We start from the raw sequence: 13,266 nt of genomic DNA on the forward strand, positions 1-13,266 counted from the left end.
TCTTGGTCAATACGGGGGAGTCAGGCAAGGGTCGCGCGGGCTGACATCGTCATCCAGCCGTCGTGGTCCTTGGCCCACAGGTCGATCGTTTTGCCGTCCTCGGCGACGCGTCCGCATACGCTGAACGTGTTGCCAAGGAACGTCGGCCGCACCGCGCGGTACGCATATTCGCGAACGGTGGCGCCCGGGAGCGCGCGCGGGACGAGATCCAGCAACAGGGTCGAGATCAGCGGTCCGTGCACGACGAGGTCCGGGTAACCTTCGATTTCTCGTGCGTAAGTGCGGTCGTAGTGGATCCGGTGGCCGTTGAACGTCAGTGCCGAATAGCGGAAGAGCTGGACTTCGTCCGGTGTGACGTCGCGCTGCCACTGTGCGCCGTCCGGCGCGGCCTTCGGTGCGGGAGCGGCCGCACCGGGTTCTACCGCACCGCGATAGACGATGTCGTGTTCTTCGCGGATCGCGACGGTGCCGCCGCTTTCGATCAGGTGCTCGACCGTCACGAAGCCGAGCGGACCGCTGCGTCCTTCCTTGTGTTCGACGGACAGCACGCGCGACGTGCGCACGGCGGTCTCGCCGATCGGCAGCGGGTTTTCGAATACGACGCGCCCGCCCGCCCACATGCGGCGCGGCAGGCCGAGATCGGGGAGAAAGACGCCCTTGAGCGGATGTCCGTCGTGGCCGAGTTCGGACTGCCGAGCAACCGACCAGAAGTAGAGCCAGTGCCAGAGCGGCGGCAGCGCGTCGCCGGCTACGGGGTGCCGGTCAAGATCGAGTGTGGCTGCGAAGGCCGTGGCGCGATCGAGAGCGATCACGTCCGCGGCGATCAGGGTGCCGTCATGGCCGACGCCGGGCTGCATTGCGTTCAATGTCGTCTCCATCGCCGGGTGACCCGGCTGTTCGAAGTAGGATGACGACGACTGTATTGGAAGCGCCTGTCCGGCGGAAATACCGTTTGAATGTACCGGTCATAGGGGTATCCTATGACCTGTCGACCCGATTCGAACCATCATGGACATCCGCCAGCTTCGTTACTTTGTCAGCATCGTCGAATACGGCAGCCTCGGGAAAGCGGCGGAAAAGCTCTATGTTGCGCAGCCGTCGCTCAGCCAGCAGATTGCAAAACTCGAAGACGATCTTGGCGTCGCGCTGCTGGTTCGCAGCCCTCAGGGCGTCAAGCCGACGGCCGCGGGGCAGGCACTTTACCGGCACGCGCATCTCGTGCTCAGACAAATGGAGCAGTTGCGCCAGGAAGTGAAGGAGGGGGCGGGCAGCGAATCGGGCACGGTCGCGGTCGGTTTCCCGACGACGATGACGTCGATTCTGGCGGTACCGGTGTTCGAACGCGTGCGTGCGCGGTATCCCGGCATTCGGCTGCAGTACGTCGAGAGCATGAGCGGTTTCATCAACGAATTGCTGGCGAACGGACGGCTCGATCTCGCGATCCTGTTCCGGGAGTCGAACACGACCGGGATTACCGCCTTGCCGCTCTTCGACGAAATGCTGTGCCTGCTCGGCGAGCCGGGTGGCGCGATAGCGTCGCGTTCACGCACCTGCAGTCTCGCTGCGCTTGCCGGCGTGCCGCTCGTCGCGCCAGGCGCGCCCAATGGTCTGCGCTTGTTGCTCGAGCGTACCTTCGCACGCGAGGAAGTCCCGCTCAACATCATCGCGGATATCGATTCGCTGCCCACCTTGTTGTCGCTTGCGCAGTCGGGGGCTGCATGCACGATTCTGCCTGCGTCGGCGGTTGCGCTGCGTGACCCGTCAGGTCGCCCGAAGATGCGCCGTATCGTCGATCCGGAGATCCGGCGTCCGGCCAGCCTGTGCTGGTCGAATACGTCGCCGGTGAATTCGGCCGCCCTCGCGGTGCGTCAGACGATCGTCGAACTGGTGCAGGAACTGGCCGTCAGCGGCGCGTGGACCGGCATTACGTTGCGCGCGGCCGACGCCTCGCCGGCGTGAGCCCGGCGGGGTCAGTCGGCAAGCCAGTGTGCGGCCGGCCAGTCGCCGCGCTCGACGGCGCGCTTCATTTCGAGCACCAGGATCGACGAGACCGCGCGCACGGCCGTCGCGATCCGGCGCGTATTCGGCAGCGCAAGCACGATCGTTCGCTGCAGTGCCTGATCGGTGAGCGGCGCCGCACGAAGTTGCTTGCGCGCGACATCTTCGGTGACGGCGATGCTCGGCAGGATCGTGAAGCCATGCCCACCCGCGACCAGGCTTTTCTGTACGCTCATCGCATTCGTTTCGACGACGACGTTGAGCTTCATCCCGGTACCGGGGCACGCCTGCTCCAGCAGGTTGCGTATGCCATGCGGCGCACTTGGCAGGATCATCGGCCACGATGTGAGGTCGGCAAGCGCGACAGGGCGTTTGGCTGACAGCCGCGACGATGGCGGGCCGACGACGCACAGACTCTCGCTGAGCAACGGTTGAACCTGAACGGTCGGCGTGGCTTTCGGGTTGTAAAGCAGCGCCGCGTCGACTTCGCCCGATTCGAGCCAGTCGCGCATATGTCCGGCATAGCCCACGGTAATCCGCAGGTTCACGGCAGGGTAGCGATCCTTGACTTCGCTCAGGAGCGATCCGGCGAGCAGATCCGACGTGCTCGGCAACAGCCCGATCGTCACGATGCCGGAAATCCTGGCGTCGGACGGCTGGATTTCGGCGCGTGCCCGGTCGAGTTCGAGCAGCGCGCGCCTGGCGTGCTCGGCGAGGATCTCGCCCGACTCCGTCAGTTCCATCCCATATCTGCCTCGCTCGAAGAGCGACATCCCGACGTCTTCCTCGAGCAGCTTCAGTTGCCGGGAGACGGCAGGTTGAACGATGTGCAGCACGTCGGCCGCACGTGTGACGCTGCCCGTTTCAGCGACGGCCAGCAGCGCACGCAGTTGCTTGAGGTCCATGCCGATTCGTGATCCTTCAATCAGAAATCGCTATTTCTTGATGGGTGTAATCGCATTTTATTATGCCTGAAACCACTTCATGAAGGAGCACGTCACATGAGCGCTGCAGCGGGACAAACGCCAGTCTGGCAGGAGTCCATATTTTCTGTCCTGAAGGCCGGCGGTACCCGGCAAATCGCTTACGTACCGGATGCGGGACATACGCAGGTGATTCGTCGGGCGATTGCCGACGACGAGATCGAGGCGATCGCCCTGACGACCGAGGAAGAGGGCGTCGCACTGACGAGCGGGGCGTGGCTCGGCGGGCAGCGTGCGGTGTTGCTGATGCAGAGCAGCGGTGTCGGCAACTGCGTGAACATGTTTTCGCTGCTGCGCAGCTGCAACTTTCCATTCTTCACGCTCGTGACGATGCGTGGCGAGTATGCGGAGTTCAACCCGTGGCAAGGGCCGATGGGGAAGGCGACCCAGGCTGCGCTCGAGCTGATGGGAATCACGGTGTTGCGCGCCGATCGCCCCGAGGATGTCGAGGAAATCGTCAGTGCGGGCTTCGATGCCGCGTTCGAAGCGGGCGAGCAAGTCGCGGTCCTGCTGTCGCAAAGCCTCATCGGTCGCAAGAAATGGGAGAGACAGCAATGAGCGGGCAGAACACGAAGACGATCGAGCGGCGCGCGTTCGTCGCGAGCCTGCTGGCCGGTGTACCGGACGCACTGGTCGTGACGGGCCTCGGATCGGCGTCCTATGACGTATTCGCCGCTGGCGATCGCGTCGGCAACTTCTATTTGTGGGGGGCGATGGGCGGGGCCGCCGCGCTGGGCCTCGGCCTCGCGCTCGCGCAACCGGAAAGGCAGGTCGTCGTCGTCACCGGCGACGGCGAACAGCTGATGGGAATCGGCGTGCTCGGCACGATCGGCGCGAAGCAACCGAAGAACCTCACGATCGTCGTACTCGACAACGGGCACTACGGCGAGACCGGCATGCAGCAAAGCCATTCGAGCCTCGGCACGGATCTCGTCGCGGTCGCGAAAGGTTTTGGCCTGGCCGATTCGTTCGCGATTCGTGACGAACGTGACGTCACCCACATCGTCGAGCGCGTGAAGGTGGGGAGCGGCCCGGTGTTCGCGCAGGTTCACATCCGCGCTGACGAACCGCCGCGCGCGCTTCCGCCCAGGGACGGCGTATATATCAAGAACCGCTTCCGCGAAGGTCTCGGATTCGCGCCGTTCTGACGCACGTCCTCCGCGTGCGCCGGATGCGCGGGTATCCGGCGCACGCTTTTTTGTTCCGCGCGCGGTTGCACGGCTTGATCGTGCGCCGGCACGGAACGCGATCATCGACATCAGCGAGCCGGTCATGCAACGCTACTTTCATTTTGTCGACGGCGAGCGGCGCGAGCCCGCAAGCGGTCAGTGGTTCAACAGCGACAACCCGTTCACCGGCCAGCCGTGGGCCGAAATCGCACGCGGCAACGAAGCCGACGCCGATCTCGCGGTGCGGGCCGCGCATCGTGCGTTCGTTGCCGGCGCGTGGCGAGGCTTGTCCGCCAGCGCGCGTGGGCAGTTGCTCTGCCGGTTCGCCGATCGCCTGGCCAGCGACGCGGCCCGTCTTGCCGAAGTCGAGGTGCGCGACAATGGCAAGCTGTATGCGGAGATGCATGCGCAACTTCAATACTTGCCGCAGTGGTACCGCTACTACGGCGGGCTGGCGGACAAGATCCAGGGCGACGTGATACCGCTCGACAAGAAGGGCTACTTCAATTTCACGCGGCGCGAACCGCTCGGTGTCGTCGCGATCATCACGCCCTGGAACTCGCCGCTGATGCTGCTGGCATGGAAGCTCGCGCCCGCGCTCGCTGCCGGGTGCACGGCGGTCGTCAAGCCGTCGGAATTCACGTCGGCCTCGACGCTCGAATTCGTCGAACTGCTGCACGAGGTCGGATTCCCGCGTGGTGTCGTGAACGTCGTGACCGGCTTCGGCAACGAAGTCGGCAGCGCACTCGTATCGCATCCGCTCGTGCGCAAGGTCACGTTTACCGGTGCGGATTCGACCGGGCGCCGGATCAACGAGCAGGCCGCTCGCGATTTCAAGCACGTGAGCCTCGAGCTCGGCGGAAAGTCGCCGAACATCGTATTCGACGATGCGAATCTCGACGACGCGGTCAATGGCGCGGTATCCGGAATTTTCGCGGCGACGGGGCAGACCTGTATCGCCGGATCGCGGCTGCTCGTGCAGTCGAAGGTGCATGACGAGGTGGTCGAGCGCGTGGTCGCGCTCGCGCGTACCGCGCGCATGGGCAATCCGATGGATGCGGGCACGCAGGTCGGGCCGATCACGACGCGCCCGCAATACGACAAGGTACTCCACTATATCGACGTTGCACGGCGCGAAGGCGCCAGGCTTGCGCTCGGCGGGCAGGCCGCGACACGCGCCGAATGCGGCGACGGCTGGTTCGTCGAGCCGACGATCTTCGCCGGTGTCAGCAACGATATGCGGATCGCGCAGGAAGAGGTATTCGGTCCCGTGCTCTCCGTGATCCGCTTCGATACGGAAGACGAAGCAGTCGAGATCGCGAACGATGTGCGTTTCGGCCTCGGCGCCGGCGTATGGACGAGCGACATCGGCCGCGCATTCCGGATGGCGGAGCGCATCGAATCGGGCACGGTCTGGGTGAATACCTATCGCGCGGTCAGCTACATGTCCCCGTTCGGCGGGTACAAGGATTCCGGGTTGGGCCGTGAGAACGGCATCGACGCCGTAAGCGAATACCTGCAGACGAAAAGCGTGTGGATCAACACGGGCGCGTCGACCGGCAATCCGTTCGTGCTGCGCTAGTCAACCGAAGTGGGCGCGCTTGCTTGCGCGCCCACCGAGTCGCATATTCCCGTATGCCGCCGGGACATTTCATGGTCACGGGGTACAGAGACGGCCGATCGCCCGCTGCCATGTTCATCGTGATCGACTCATCCGCTCCTTCAGCCACGCCACCGCTTCGTCGACCATCGGGTGATGGCGGCGCGTGTTCCAGAGCAGCGCCGCAGTGACAACCTTCACTTTCTCCTTCAACGGGCGGACGACGACATTCTCTGGCGCCAGCTTCCGCATCGATGCGGGGACGAGCGCAACGCCCTGACCACACCCGACATAGGCGATCTGCGACGTGACCGAACGCACTTCGTGCATGACCCGCGGCGTCAGCCCGTGCGAGCGGCAAACAGAGGTCAACATGTCGAAGTAGACCGGACTGACCTGACGAGACGACATCACCAGCTGTTCCTCCGCGAGTGCGCGCAGTCGGACGCTCGGCAAAGCCGCTAACGGATGATCGGCCGGAAGCGCCACGGCCAGCCGGTCTTCTGCCAATGGCATCGTAGCGATACCGTTACCTACCGCCCCGTCGACCCGAACGAATGCCAGATCCAGTTCCCCCACTTCGAGTGCGGGGATGGCGTCGGCGCTGTCGATCTCCTTGACGAATACAGTCAGGTTCGGGTGCATCTGTTTGAGTGCGTCCAGCAATGGCGGCACCGTTTCGAGCATCGCGGAGGTGATCGCGCCGACATGGAGTACGCCGGACTGCCCCGCGGCGACTTCCCGGACGACGCGTTCCAGTCGTTCGACCTGGCCGACGAACTGCTGCACGGCGGGCAGGATGGCCGCGCCTGCGGGGCTGAGGTGCGTGCCTTGACGGGATCGATAAAAGAGCTGGAGCTTCAACGAATGCTCGAGCACCTTGATCTGCTCGGTCAAGGGCGGCTGCGACATGTTCAGGCGCTTCGCCGCTCGCCCGAAGTGCTGTTCTTCTGCGACCGCCAGGAACATCCACAGCTGCCTGATCAGCCTGAAATCGATCGTACTGCTCATGCAAGTTTGCCTCCGTCCGAAATGCCCGGCGATCTACACGATGCGTTGAAGGGGCTCATTTTCCACTCACCTGGCCCCGCAACCTCGTTTTTCGCTGTTCCGAAAATAGTATCAGCGAGCTACGAAATACGAAATTTACATATCAATGTGGCGACGCGACGATGGCGGCATCTGTCAACGGAACCCGACGCGATGACCCCGACCTCCATCCTCGACCGCCTCGCCGCGCTCGACACCAACACCGTTTCCGATGCGCTCGATTTTCTCGATCTGCCGGGCGCGACCTACGGGCTGCGCCCGCTGTGGGATTGCCCGAAGATCGTTGGCCGCGCGAGCACGATTCAGCTCGGTCCGAAAACCGATGCCAGGCCCACCGTGCATCTGATCTCGCCCGTCATCGACGCGGTGACCACGAACGACCGCGTGCTGGTGATCGCCGGCGGCGCCGACGGCATCTCGTGCTGGGGCGACATCCTGGCCAATGCCGCGACGGCAAAGCAGATCCGCGGGTCGGTCATCGACGGCCTGAGCCGCGACATCGACGGCAGTGAGTCGATCGGCTACCCGGTCTATGGCCGCGGCGTGACGATGATCAGCGCGCGCAATCGCGTGGTTCAGATCAACTCGGGCAAGCCGGTCCGGATCGCGGGCGTCACCGTGCACGAGGGCGACTACGTCATTGCCGATCGCTGCGGCACGGTGTTCGTGCCGGCCGCGCGCATCGAGGCGGTCCTGGATCTCGGCGAGCGCATCGCGAGTCGCCAGGACGGCATGGTGGCCGCCGTGCGCGCCGGCCGCTCCGTTGCCGAGGTCATGCACGACAAGGAATTCGAGGCCATCGCGGCCCGCTAACCCGACATCATTTCTGGAGTTTTCCCGTATGACGAATCCGAACAGGGCAAGCGCCGAAGACCGGGAACTGGTCGCGTCGTTCGCCGGGCTGGACACCCCCGGTGTCTCCGACGCCATGGACAAGCTGGGCCTGCACGGGCAGTCGCTGGGCATCATGCCGCTGGCGAACTACACGCAGGTCGTCGTGGGGCCGGCATTCACGGTCAAGTACGTGCCGGCCGGCAATCCGCCAGGCACTGTTGGCGACTTCATCGATGACGTCGCGGAGGGCGACGTGGTCGTGATCGACAACGACGGCCGCACCGATTGCACGGTCTGGGGCGACATCATGACCCAGTATGCGGGGCTGCGCGGTATCGCGGGCACGGTGATCGACGGCGTCTGCCGGGACGTGAGCAAGGCGCTCGGCGACAACTATCCGCTGTTCACGGCGGGGCGCTTCATGCGGACCGGCAAGGACCGCGTGCAGGTCGAATCGGTGAACGCCACGGTGGGGATTGGAACCGTCCGCGTTGCTTCGCGCGACATCGTGGTGGCGGATGCGAACGGCGTCGTCGTCGTGCCGCGCGGCCGCGCCCGGGAGGTGGCGGAGATCGCCCGCAAGATCGAGGAAGTCGAGTCGCGGATTCGCGAGCAGATCGCGGAAGGCAAGTCGTTGGGTGACGCGCGCGCCGCACTCGGCTATCACCAGTTGCAAACCAAGGGTTGAGCCATGACCACCGTTCCTTCCTACGACGCGCTGCTGCTGGCGCAAGCATGCAAGCTCGGCACCTCGACGCTGTACGAAGCGTCCGGTCTCGCGACCAGTTCGGTCGATCCCGCGATTCGCACGTTATGGCCGGGTGCGTCGATTGCCGGCCCGGCGTATCCGCTCGAATGTTCGCCGGGCGACAACCTGTCGATCCACATTGCGATGGAGCAGGTGCCGCGCGGCAGCGTGCTCGTCGTATCGACCGGCGGCTTCGTGTCGGGCTACTGGGGTGAAGTGCTGACCGTGGCGGCCGAAGCTGCCGGCATCGTCGGTCTGGTCATCGACGGCGGCGTGCGTGACATCGCGGCCCTGACCGCCCGGCGCTTTCCCGTGTTCACCCGCGGCATCTGCATGCGCGGCACGATCAAGGCCAGCGCGCCGTCGGTCGGTCAACCGATCAGCTTCGCGGGCACGCCGGTGGCGACTTGTGATCTGGTCGTTGCGGACGATGACGGTGTCCTCGTGATCCCGGCGGCCCGCGTCGGCGAGACGCTGGCACAGGGGCAGGCCCGTGCGGACAAGGAAGCGAAGATGATGGAGGCGTTGCGTGAAGGCCGCAGCACGCTGGAACTGATGGGGCTCACGCGCTGGAGGGCAGCGCAATGACCGCGCCGGCAGAAGGTCTGAATCGCTTCCTGGCCGCAGCGCGCCCGTCGGCGACCTACAAGGTGATGGATCGCGTGGCCGCGCGACGCGCCAGCGGTGCGGCGGTGATCTCGCTGAGCGCCGGGGAGCCGGATTTCGATACGCCGGAACACGTTCGCGAAGCCGGCATCGCGGCGATCCGGGCGGGTCATACGCGCTACACGCAAGTCGCTGGCTTGCGTGCGCTGCGCGAGGCGATTGCCGCGAAGTTCCAGCGCGAGAACGGCCTGGACGTCGACTGGCGCGATACGCTGGTGTGCAGCGGCGGCAAGCAGGTGATCTTCAATGCATTGGCGGCCACGCTCAATGAAGGTGACGAGGTGGTCGTGCCGGCGCCGTATTGGGTCAGCTACCCCGAAATCGTGCAACTTTGCGGCGCCCAGTCCGTGATCGTTCCGTGCGGGGCAGGCAGTGGTTTCAAGTTGACGGCGCCAGCGTTGCATACGGCGATCACGCCGCGCACACGCTGGCTGATTCTGAATTCGCCGTCGAACCCGACCGGCGCGGTCTACAGTCGTGCGGAACTGCAGGCGCTGGCCGAGGTGTTGCTGGCGCACCCGCAGGTGCTGGTGCTGTCCGACGACATCTACGAGCATCTGATTTTCGACGGCATCGAATTCTTCACGCTCGCCCAGGTCGAGCCACGGCTGCGCGAGCGCGTGCTGACGATGAACGGCGTATCCAAAGCGTATGCGATGACCGGCTGGCGCATCGGTTTCGGCACGGGGCCCGGCTGGTTGATCGAAGCGATGGAGAAGCTGCAGGGGCAGCAAACGTCGGGCGCATCGACGATCTCGCAGCATGCGGCGCTCGCCGCATTGACGGGGCCGCAAGACTTCATCCAGCGCTCGCGTGTTGCATTCCAGCGCCGGCGTGACCGGGTCGTCGATCAGCTCAACCAGGCGTCCGGCCTGCACTGCGCGGTACCGCACGGCGCGTTTTACGCGTTCGCGTCGTGTGAAGGCCTGATCGGCAAGACGACGCGTGCAGGGATCCATCTGGACGGCGACGAGGCGGTGGTCAACGCTTTGCTCGACGAGGCTGGTGTCGCGACCGTGCACGGCAGTGCGTTCGGTCTTGGGCCTTACATTCGCATCGCCTATGCGCTCGACGACGCGTCCCTGGCGCGCGCTTGCACGGCCATTCAGGACTTCTGCGGGACGCTGGCGGATTGACCGTCGCCGGGGGGGCCTCGGTTGCCGTCAAGGAATCGAGGCTGCGTTGCAGGGATATTCGGACAAGGTGATTTCGATGACTCGTGAATTTATCCGGTCGCAGTTCCGGTTCAACGTCGACGGCACGGCGCTGGACGTCTCGGCCATTCATCGCGACGGCGACAAAGCGCCGATCGTGTTCCTGCACGGCTTCGGTTCCACGAAAGAGGACTATGCCGATATCGTGCGCCACGCCGCATTCGACGGGCATCCGTTCGTCGCTTATGACGCACCGGGCTGCGGCGAAACCCGTTGTGCCGACCTGTCGCAAATCGGTATCCCGTTTCTGGTGAAAACGGCGCGGGCCGTGCTCGACCATATCGGTTTCGATCGCTTCCATCTGATCGGGCATTCGATGGGCGGGTTGACCGCGTTGATGCTCGCACACCAGCAGCCGGAACGTGTGCTGAGCTTCGTCGATATCGAAGGAAACATCGCTCCGGAAGACTGCTTTCTTAGCCGCCAGATCGTCGACCATCCGCGGGGCGATGCTCAACGTTTCTTCGACGACTTCATCGAACGGACGCTGCATGCCCCTGCCTATGCGAGTGCGCTTTATTCGGCGAGTCTGCGCCACAAGGTTCGGGCCGAAGCCGTCGGCGGGATCTTCCGGTCGATGGTCGACCTGTCGGACAACGGCGACCTGATGACGAAGTTCCTCGGCCTGCCGTTGCCGAGGATGTTCATGTACGGCGAGCAGAATGCATCGCTCTCCTACCTGAATCACATCCAGGAGCAGGGCGTCGAACTGGCCGAAATCCCGGATTGCGGACATTTTCCGATGTATTCGAATCCGGTGCTGATGTGGGGGGCAATCGCGGCGTTTCATCAGCGCTCGATCAGCGTTGCGTGATCGGGCTGCCCGGCGAGTCGGAGAACGCGCGTCGTTACCGGAACCTGTGACATGTGGTCGAGGCCGGACTGAGCTGGCCACGTCGAATGAATACAAAGATATGGCGGACGAAGAAGGGTCCAGTTTCCGTTGACCGGAAAACGCCGATACCGCCCGGAACAAGGCGCTTTGCTTGAAGAAAGCGAGGGCAGGCTAATTGGCTCCAGTTCAGATTTCGTTCGCGATGCCCCGCCGGCGTTGTCTACCGGCGGGGTTGTCTTCTATTGTCCACTAAAATGCGACAGCGAATCATGTTTAGACGGATTGATGATTCATGGGGAGACAGTAGACTGCACCCGTGCTTCGCCAGAACCGATCCGGAGCGTGCCAGGAACGGCGCGACCAGACGGACTCTTCGGCGGCGGGCCAGCCGGCTTGCTGTCCGATTGTGCGAGGAGTAGTTCGTTGCCAACCTGGCGCGCCGATTCGGCGCGTATCGGCACCGGATGCATCAAACCGTCAATTCAAGGGTGATTGCTATGCGTTACGTTTCGCTGGAGTCGAAGAAGGACGAGCTGCTGCTGGCGGCTCGCGTGTTGTTGATGATCCTGTTCGTGCTGTTCGGCTGGCAGAAGCTGAGCGGCTTCTCGGGCACGGTCGCGTACATGGCGTCGACGGGGAACCCGGCGCCCGAGCTGGCGGCCGCAATTGCGGTGGCGGTCGAGCTGGTCGGCGGCCTGCTGATCGCGGTCGGCTTCTATACGCGTCCGCTGGCACTGGCGTTCGCTGCCTATACGCTCGCGACCGCGCTGATCGGCCATCGCTACTGGGCGCTGCAGGGGATGGATCAATACATGGCGATGATCAACTTCTACAAGAACGTGAGCATCATGGGCGGGCTGCTGTTGCTCGCGCTGACCGGGCCGGGGCGCTATTCGCTCGACCGTAAGTAAGTCGGCGCGGCGTGTCCGTTCGGGTTCGCAGGCCCGGTGCACGAAAGTGCACCGGGCCTTGTTTTTATTGGCGGGGCTGGCGGCGCGGGCACTGCGTTGCCAAACGAACAGGTTCCGGACATGATGGCGCGTGCGCAGCGGCGCGGTTCGCGCCGTGCTTGCGCATTGCGTTTCGTTTTCAAGGGTGGCAGACGAGCCAGTTTCAATAGAGAGAATCGGAGAAGACGGTGAAGGTTGAAGCCCAGGAGCGGGTGTTGACCGCGGGCGAAATTGAAATGGCCTGGACGGTCTTCAAGGACGGCATCGACTACGACAAGGTGCGGGTGCACAAAGGGAGCTACTTCTGGTTCAACCTGCAAAGCAAGCACACCGCCGTCACGCCGAACGGGAAGATGTATTTCCTTGATGACCTGTACGTCGACGACTTCTCGGCAATGAACGGCCCGCACATCTGGAAAAGAAGCTTTTTCATGCACGAGATGACCCATGTCTGGCAGTACCAGCGTGGGTATGCGGTGCGATGGCATGCGCTGACCGTCACGATTCGCGGACAGCGCGCATACAAGTACACCATTGCGCCCGGTGCGGTATTTCACGATTACAACATGGAGCAGCAGGGCAACCTGGTCGCGGATTACTACGCGGTGCAGGTGCTGAAGGCGCCTTTCGCCGTCTTCCATCGTGGCTACGTCGGCACGCCGGACGAGCTCGATCGTGTCCTTGCGCCGTTGCTGGAGGATCCCGCGAATGCAGACAATCTTCCGCGGTAGCGTGTTGGGTATGCTCGCATGCGTGTTGTGCCTGTCGCGTGCGATGGCAACGTCGGAGGCGCCCGTCGAACTGGAAATCAGGCAGGTCGACGGGAACCCTGCCGCGTGCCTGCCCGTGAACGACGAACGGGCCGAGCCCGTCATCCGGATCCGCACGGTCGGTGTCGCCAGGCCAACCGGCCCGGCGAGCCCCGATGTGACTTACTGGTGGTTCGAGATGCCGGCGGAGGCCACGCCTGTCTACCTGAAGCGTGGCGAGTGCCTCGTGTATGGGCAGAGCGTGAACGGCGCCATCGTCCGCACGCCGCCCAAGCCGCTGGAACTCAACCGGACCTACACCATCTCGATCATTCCGGACGGGGACGCCGGCCCGGTCTACAGTGCGGCGTTCTGTACGCTCGAGCGGCCCGGTGGCGGTGTGCAGATCGCGGTGCCGCGGAACGACCGGAATCCCTGTACGGCCCATCACTGACCGGCGCATGCCGGAC

14 protein-coding genes and 1 pseudogene are annotated in these 13,266 nt (G+C 64.1%); 12 read left to right on the plus strand and 3 right to left on the minus strand.

The genetic code is table 11. The annotated features are described in order from the left end of the window. Positions 1-20 precede the first annotated feature (20 nt). Positions 21-857 carry a MaoC family dehydratase N-terminal domain-containing protein gene (locus tag QZM67_RS06875; RefSeq protein ID WP_301802161.1) on the minus strand — a complete coding sequence of 279 codons (837 nt, stop codon included), beginning with the start codon at positions 855-857 and terminating at the stop codon, positions 21-23. 151 nt (positions 858-1,008) lie between these two features. Here QZM67_RS06875 and QZM67_RS06880 point away from each other — a divergent pair, with 151 nt between their 5' ends. Continuing rightward, the gene (locus QZM67_RS06880; protein ID WP_301801473.1) at positions 1,009-1,959 is read left to right on the plus strand and encodes a LysR substrate-binding domain-containing protein; all 951 of its coding nucleotides are present in this window, start codon (positions 1,009-1,011) and stop codon (positions 1,957-1,959) included. A gap of 11 nt (positions 1,960-1,970) precedes the next feature. Here the strand turns inward: QZM67_RS06880 and QZM67_RS06885 are convergent, their stop codons facing one another. Then, complete coding sequence (locus QZM67_RS06885; protein WP_175020876.1) at positions 1,971-2,903, minus strand: LysR substrate-binding domain-containing protein; 933 nt, start codon at positions 2,901-2,903, stop codon at positions 1,971-1,973. Between the two features lie 96 nt (positions 2,904-2,999). Here QZM67_RS06885 and QZM67_RS06890 point away from each other — a divergent pair, with 96 nt between their 5' ends. The 3 genes from QZM67_RS06890 (at position 3,000) to QZM67_RS06900 (ending at position 5,732) form a co-directional block, all read left to right on the plus strand. Next, positions 3,000-3,539: a phosphonopyruvate decarboxylase gene (locus tag QZM67_RS06890; protein WP_175020875.1), complete on the plus strand. Its 540-nt coding sequence runs from the start codon at positions 3,000-3,002 to the stop codon at positions 3,537-3,539. Beyond that, positions 3,536-4,129 carry a thiamine pyrophosphate-dependent enzyme gene (locus QZM67_RS06895; RefSeq protein WP_301801474.1) on the plus strand — a complete coding sequence of 198 codons (594 nt, stop codon included), beginning with the start codon at positions 3,536-3,538 and terminating at the stop codon, positions 4,127-4,129. The genes QZM67_RS06890 and QZM67_RS06895 overlap by 4 nt, the downstream gene beginning before the upstream one ends. A 124-nt stretch (positions 4,130-4,253) precedes the next feature. After that, positions 4,254-5,732: an aldehyde dehydrogenase gene (locus QZM67_RS06900; protein WP_175020873.1), complete on the plus strand. Its 1,479-nt coding sequence runs from the start codon at positions 4,254-4,256 to the stop codon at positions 5,730-5,732. A gap of 114 nt (positions 5,733-5,846) precedes the next feature. Here QZM67_RS06900 and QZM67_RS06905 read toward each other — a convergent pair whose 3' ends face one another. Continuing rightward, complete coding sequence (locus tag QZM67_RS06905; RefSeq protein ID WP_301801475.1) at positions 5,847-6,761, minus strand: LysR family transcriptional regulator; 915 nt, start codon at positions 6,759-6,761, stop codon at positions 5,847-5,849. Positions 6,762-6,953: 192 nt separating this feature from the next. On the opposite strand from QZM67_RS06905, the gene QZM67_RS06910 reads away from it, so the two are divergent. From QZM67_RS06910 to QZM67_RS06945, 8 genes and pseudogenes are all read left to right on the plus strand, one after another. Next, positions 6,954-7,613: an RraA family protein gene (locus tag QZM67_RS06910; RefSeq protein ID WP_301802164.1), complete on the plus strand. Its 660-nt coding sequence runs from the start codon at positions 6,954-6,956 to the stop codon at positions 7,611-7,613. Positions 7,614-7,641: 28 nt separating this feature from the next. Next, entirely contained in the window at positions 7,642-8,322 is a 681-nt protein-coding gene (locus QZM67_RS06915) for an RraA family protein (protein ID WP_175020871.1), read from the plus strand. A gap of 3 nt (positions 8,323-8,325) precedes the next feature. After that, a complete protein-coding gene (locus tag QZM67_RS06920; protein WP_301801476.1) occupies positions 8,326-8,970 on the plus strand; it encodes an RraA family protein in 645 nt (214 codons plus the stop codon). After that, on the plus strand, positions 8,967-10,184 hold the full coding sequence (locus QZM67_RS06925) for a pyridoxal phosphate-dependent aminotransferase (protein WP_301801477.1): 1,218 nt from the start codon (positions 8,967-8,969) through the stop codon (positions 10,182-10,184). The genes QZM67_RS06920 and QZM67_RS06925 overlap by 4 nt, the downstream gene beginning before the upstream one ends. A 76-nt stretch (positions 10,185-10,260) precedes the next feature. After that, positions 10,261-11,076 (plus strand): alpha/beta fold hydrolase, encoded by an 816-nt coding sequence (locus QZM67_RS06930; RefSeq protein ID WP_301802168.1) that lies wholly within the window; start codon positions 10,261-10,263, stop codon positions 11,074-11,076. A 518-nt stretch (positions 11,077-11,594) separates the two neighbouring features. Beyond that, a complete protein-coding gene (locus QZM67_RS06935) occupies positions 11,595-12,008 on the plus strand; it encodes a DoxX family protein (protein ID WP_089454538.1) in 414 nt (137 codons plus the stop codon). Between the two features lie 215 nt (positions 12,009-12,223). Continuing rightward, positions 12,224-12,778, plus strand: a pseudogene (locus QZM67_RS06940) (type VI secretion system tip protein VgrG); the annotation flags it as partial. Further along, on the plus strand, positions 12,756-13,250 hold the full coding sequence (locus tag QZM67_RS06945; protein WP_301801479.1) for a hypothetical protein: 495 nt from the start codon (positions 12,756-12,758) through the stop codon (positions 13,248-13,250). The pseudogene QZM67_RS06940 and the gene QZM67_RS06945, both read left to right, overlap by 23 nt. Positions 13,251-13,266 lie beyond the last annotated feature (16 nt).

Origin of the sequence: Burkholderia sp. AU45251, assembly GCF_030482905.1 — a bacterium.
Lineage (GTDB): Bacteria > Pseudomonadota > Gammaproteobacteria > Burkholderiales > Burkholderiaceae > Burkholderia > Burkholderia aenigmatica.

Coding starts and splice junctions, on each gene's coding strand:
- QZM67_RS06875 (WP_301802161.1), bottom strand. CDS start 857: ATGCAGCCCGGCGTCGGCCATGACGGCACCCTGATCGCCGCGGACGTG.
- QZM67_RS06880 (WP_301801473.1), top strand. CDS start 1,009: ATGGACATCCGCCAGCTTCGTTACTTTGTCAGCATCGTCGAATACGGC.
- QZM67_RS06885 (WP_175020876.1), bottom strand. CDS start 2,903: ATGGACCTCAAGCAACTGCGTGCGCTGCTGGCCGTCGCTGAAACGGGC.
- QZM67_RS06890 (WP_175020875.1), top strand. CDS start 3,000: ATGAGCGCTGCAGCGGGACAAACGCCAGTCTGGCAGGAGTCCATATTT.
- QZM67_RS06895 (WP_301801474.1), top strand. CDS start 3,536: ATGAGCGGGCAGAACACGAAGACGATCGAGCGGCGCGCGTTCGTCGCG.
- QZM67_RS06900 (WP_175020873.1), top strand. CDS start 4,254: ATGCAACGCTACTTTCATTTTGTCGACGGCGAGCGGCGCGAGCCCGCA.
- QZM67_RS06905 (WP_301801475.1), bottom strand. CDS start 6,761: ATGAGCAGTACGATCGATTTCAGGCTGATCAGGCAGCTGTGGATGTTC.
- QZM67_RS06910 (WP_301802164.1), top strand. CDS start 6,954: ATGACCCCGACCTCCATCCTCGACCGCCTCGCCGCGCTCGACACCAAC.
- QZM67_RS06915 (WP_175020871.1), top strand. CDS start 7,642: ATGACGAATCCGAACAGGGCAAGCGCCGAAGACCGGGAACTGGTCGCG.
- QZM67_RS06920 (WP_301801476.1), top strand. CDS start 8,326: ATGACCACCGTTCCTTCCTACGACGCGCTGCTGCTGGCGCAAGCATGC.
- QZM67_RS06925 (WP_301801477.1), top strand. CDS start 8,967: ATGACCGCGCCGGCAGAAGGTCTGAATCGCTTCCTGGCCGCAGCGCGC.
- QZM67_RS06930 (WP_301802168.1), top strand. CDS start 10,261: ATGACTCGTGAATTTATCCGGTCGCAGTTCCGGTTCAACGTCGACGGC.
- QZM67_RS06935 (WP_089454538.1), top strand. CDS start 11,595: ATGCGTTACGTTTCGCTGGAGTCGAAGAAGGACGAGCTGCTGCTGGCG.
- QZM67_RS06945 (WP_301801479.1), top strand. CDS start 12,756: ATGCAGACAATCTTCCGCGGTAGCGTGTTGGGTATGCTCGCATGCGTG.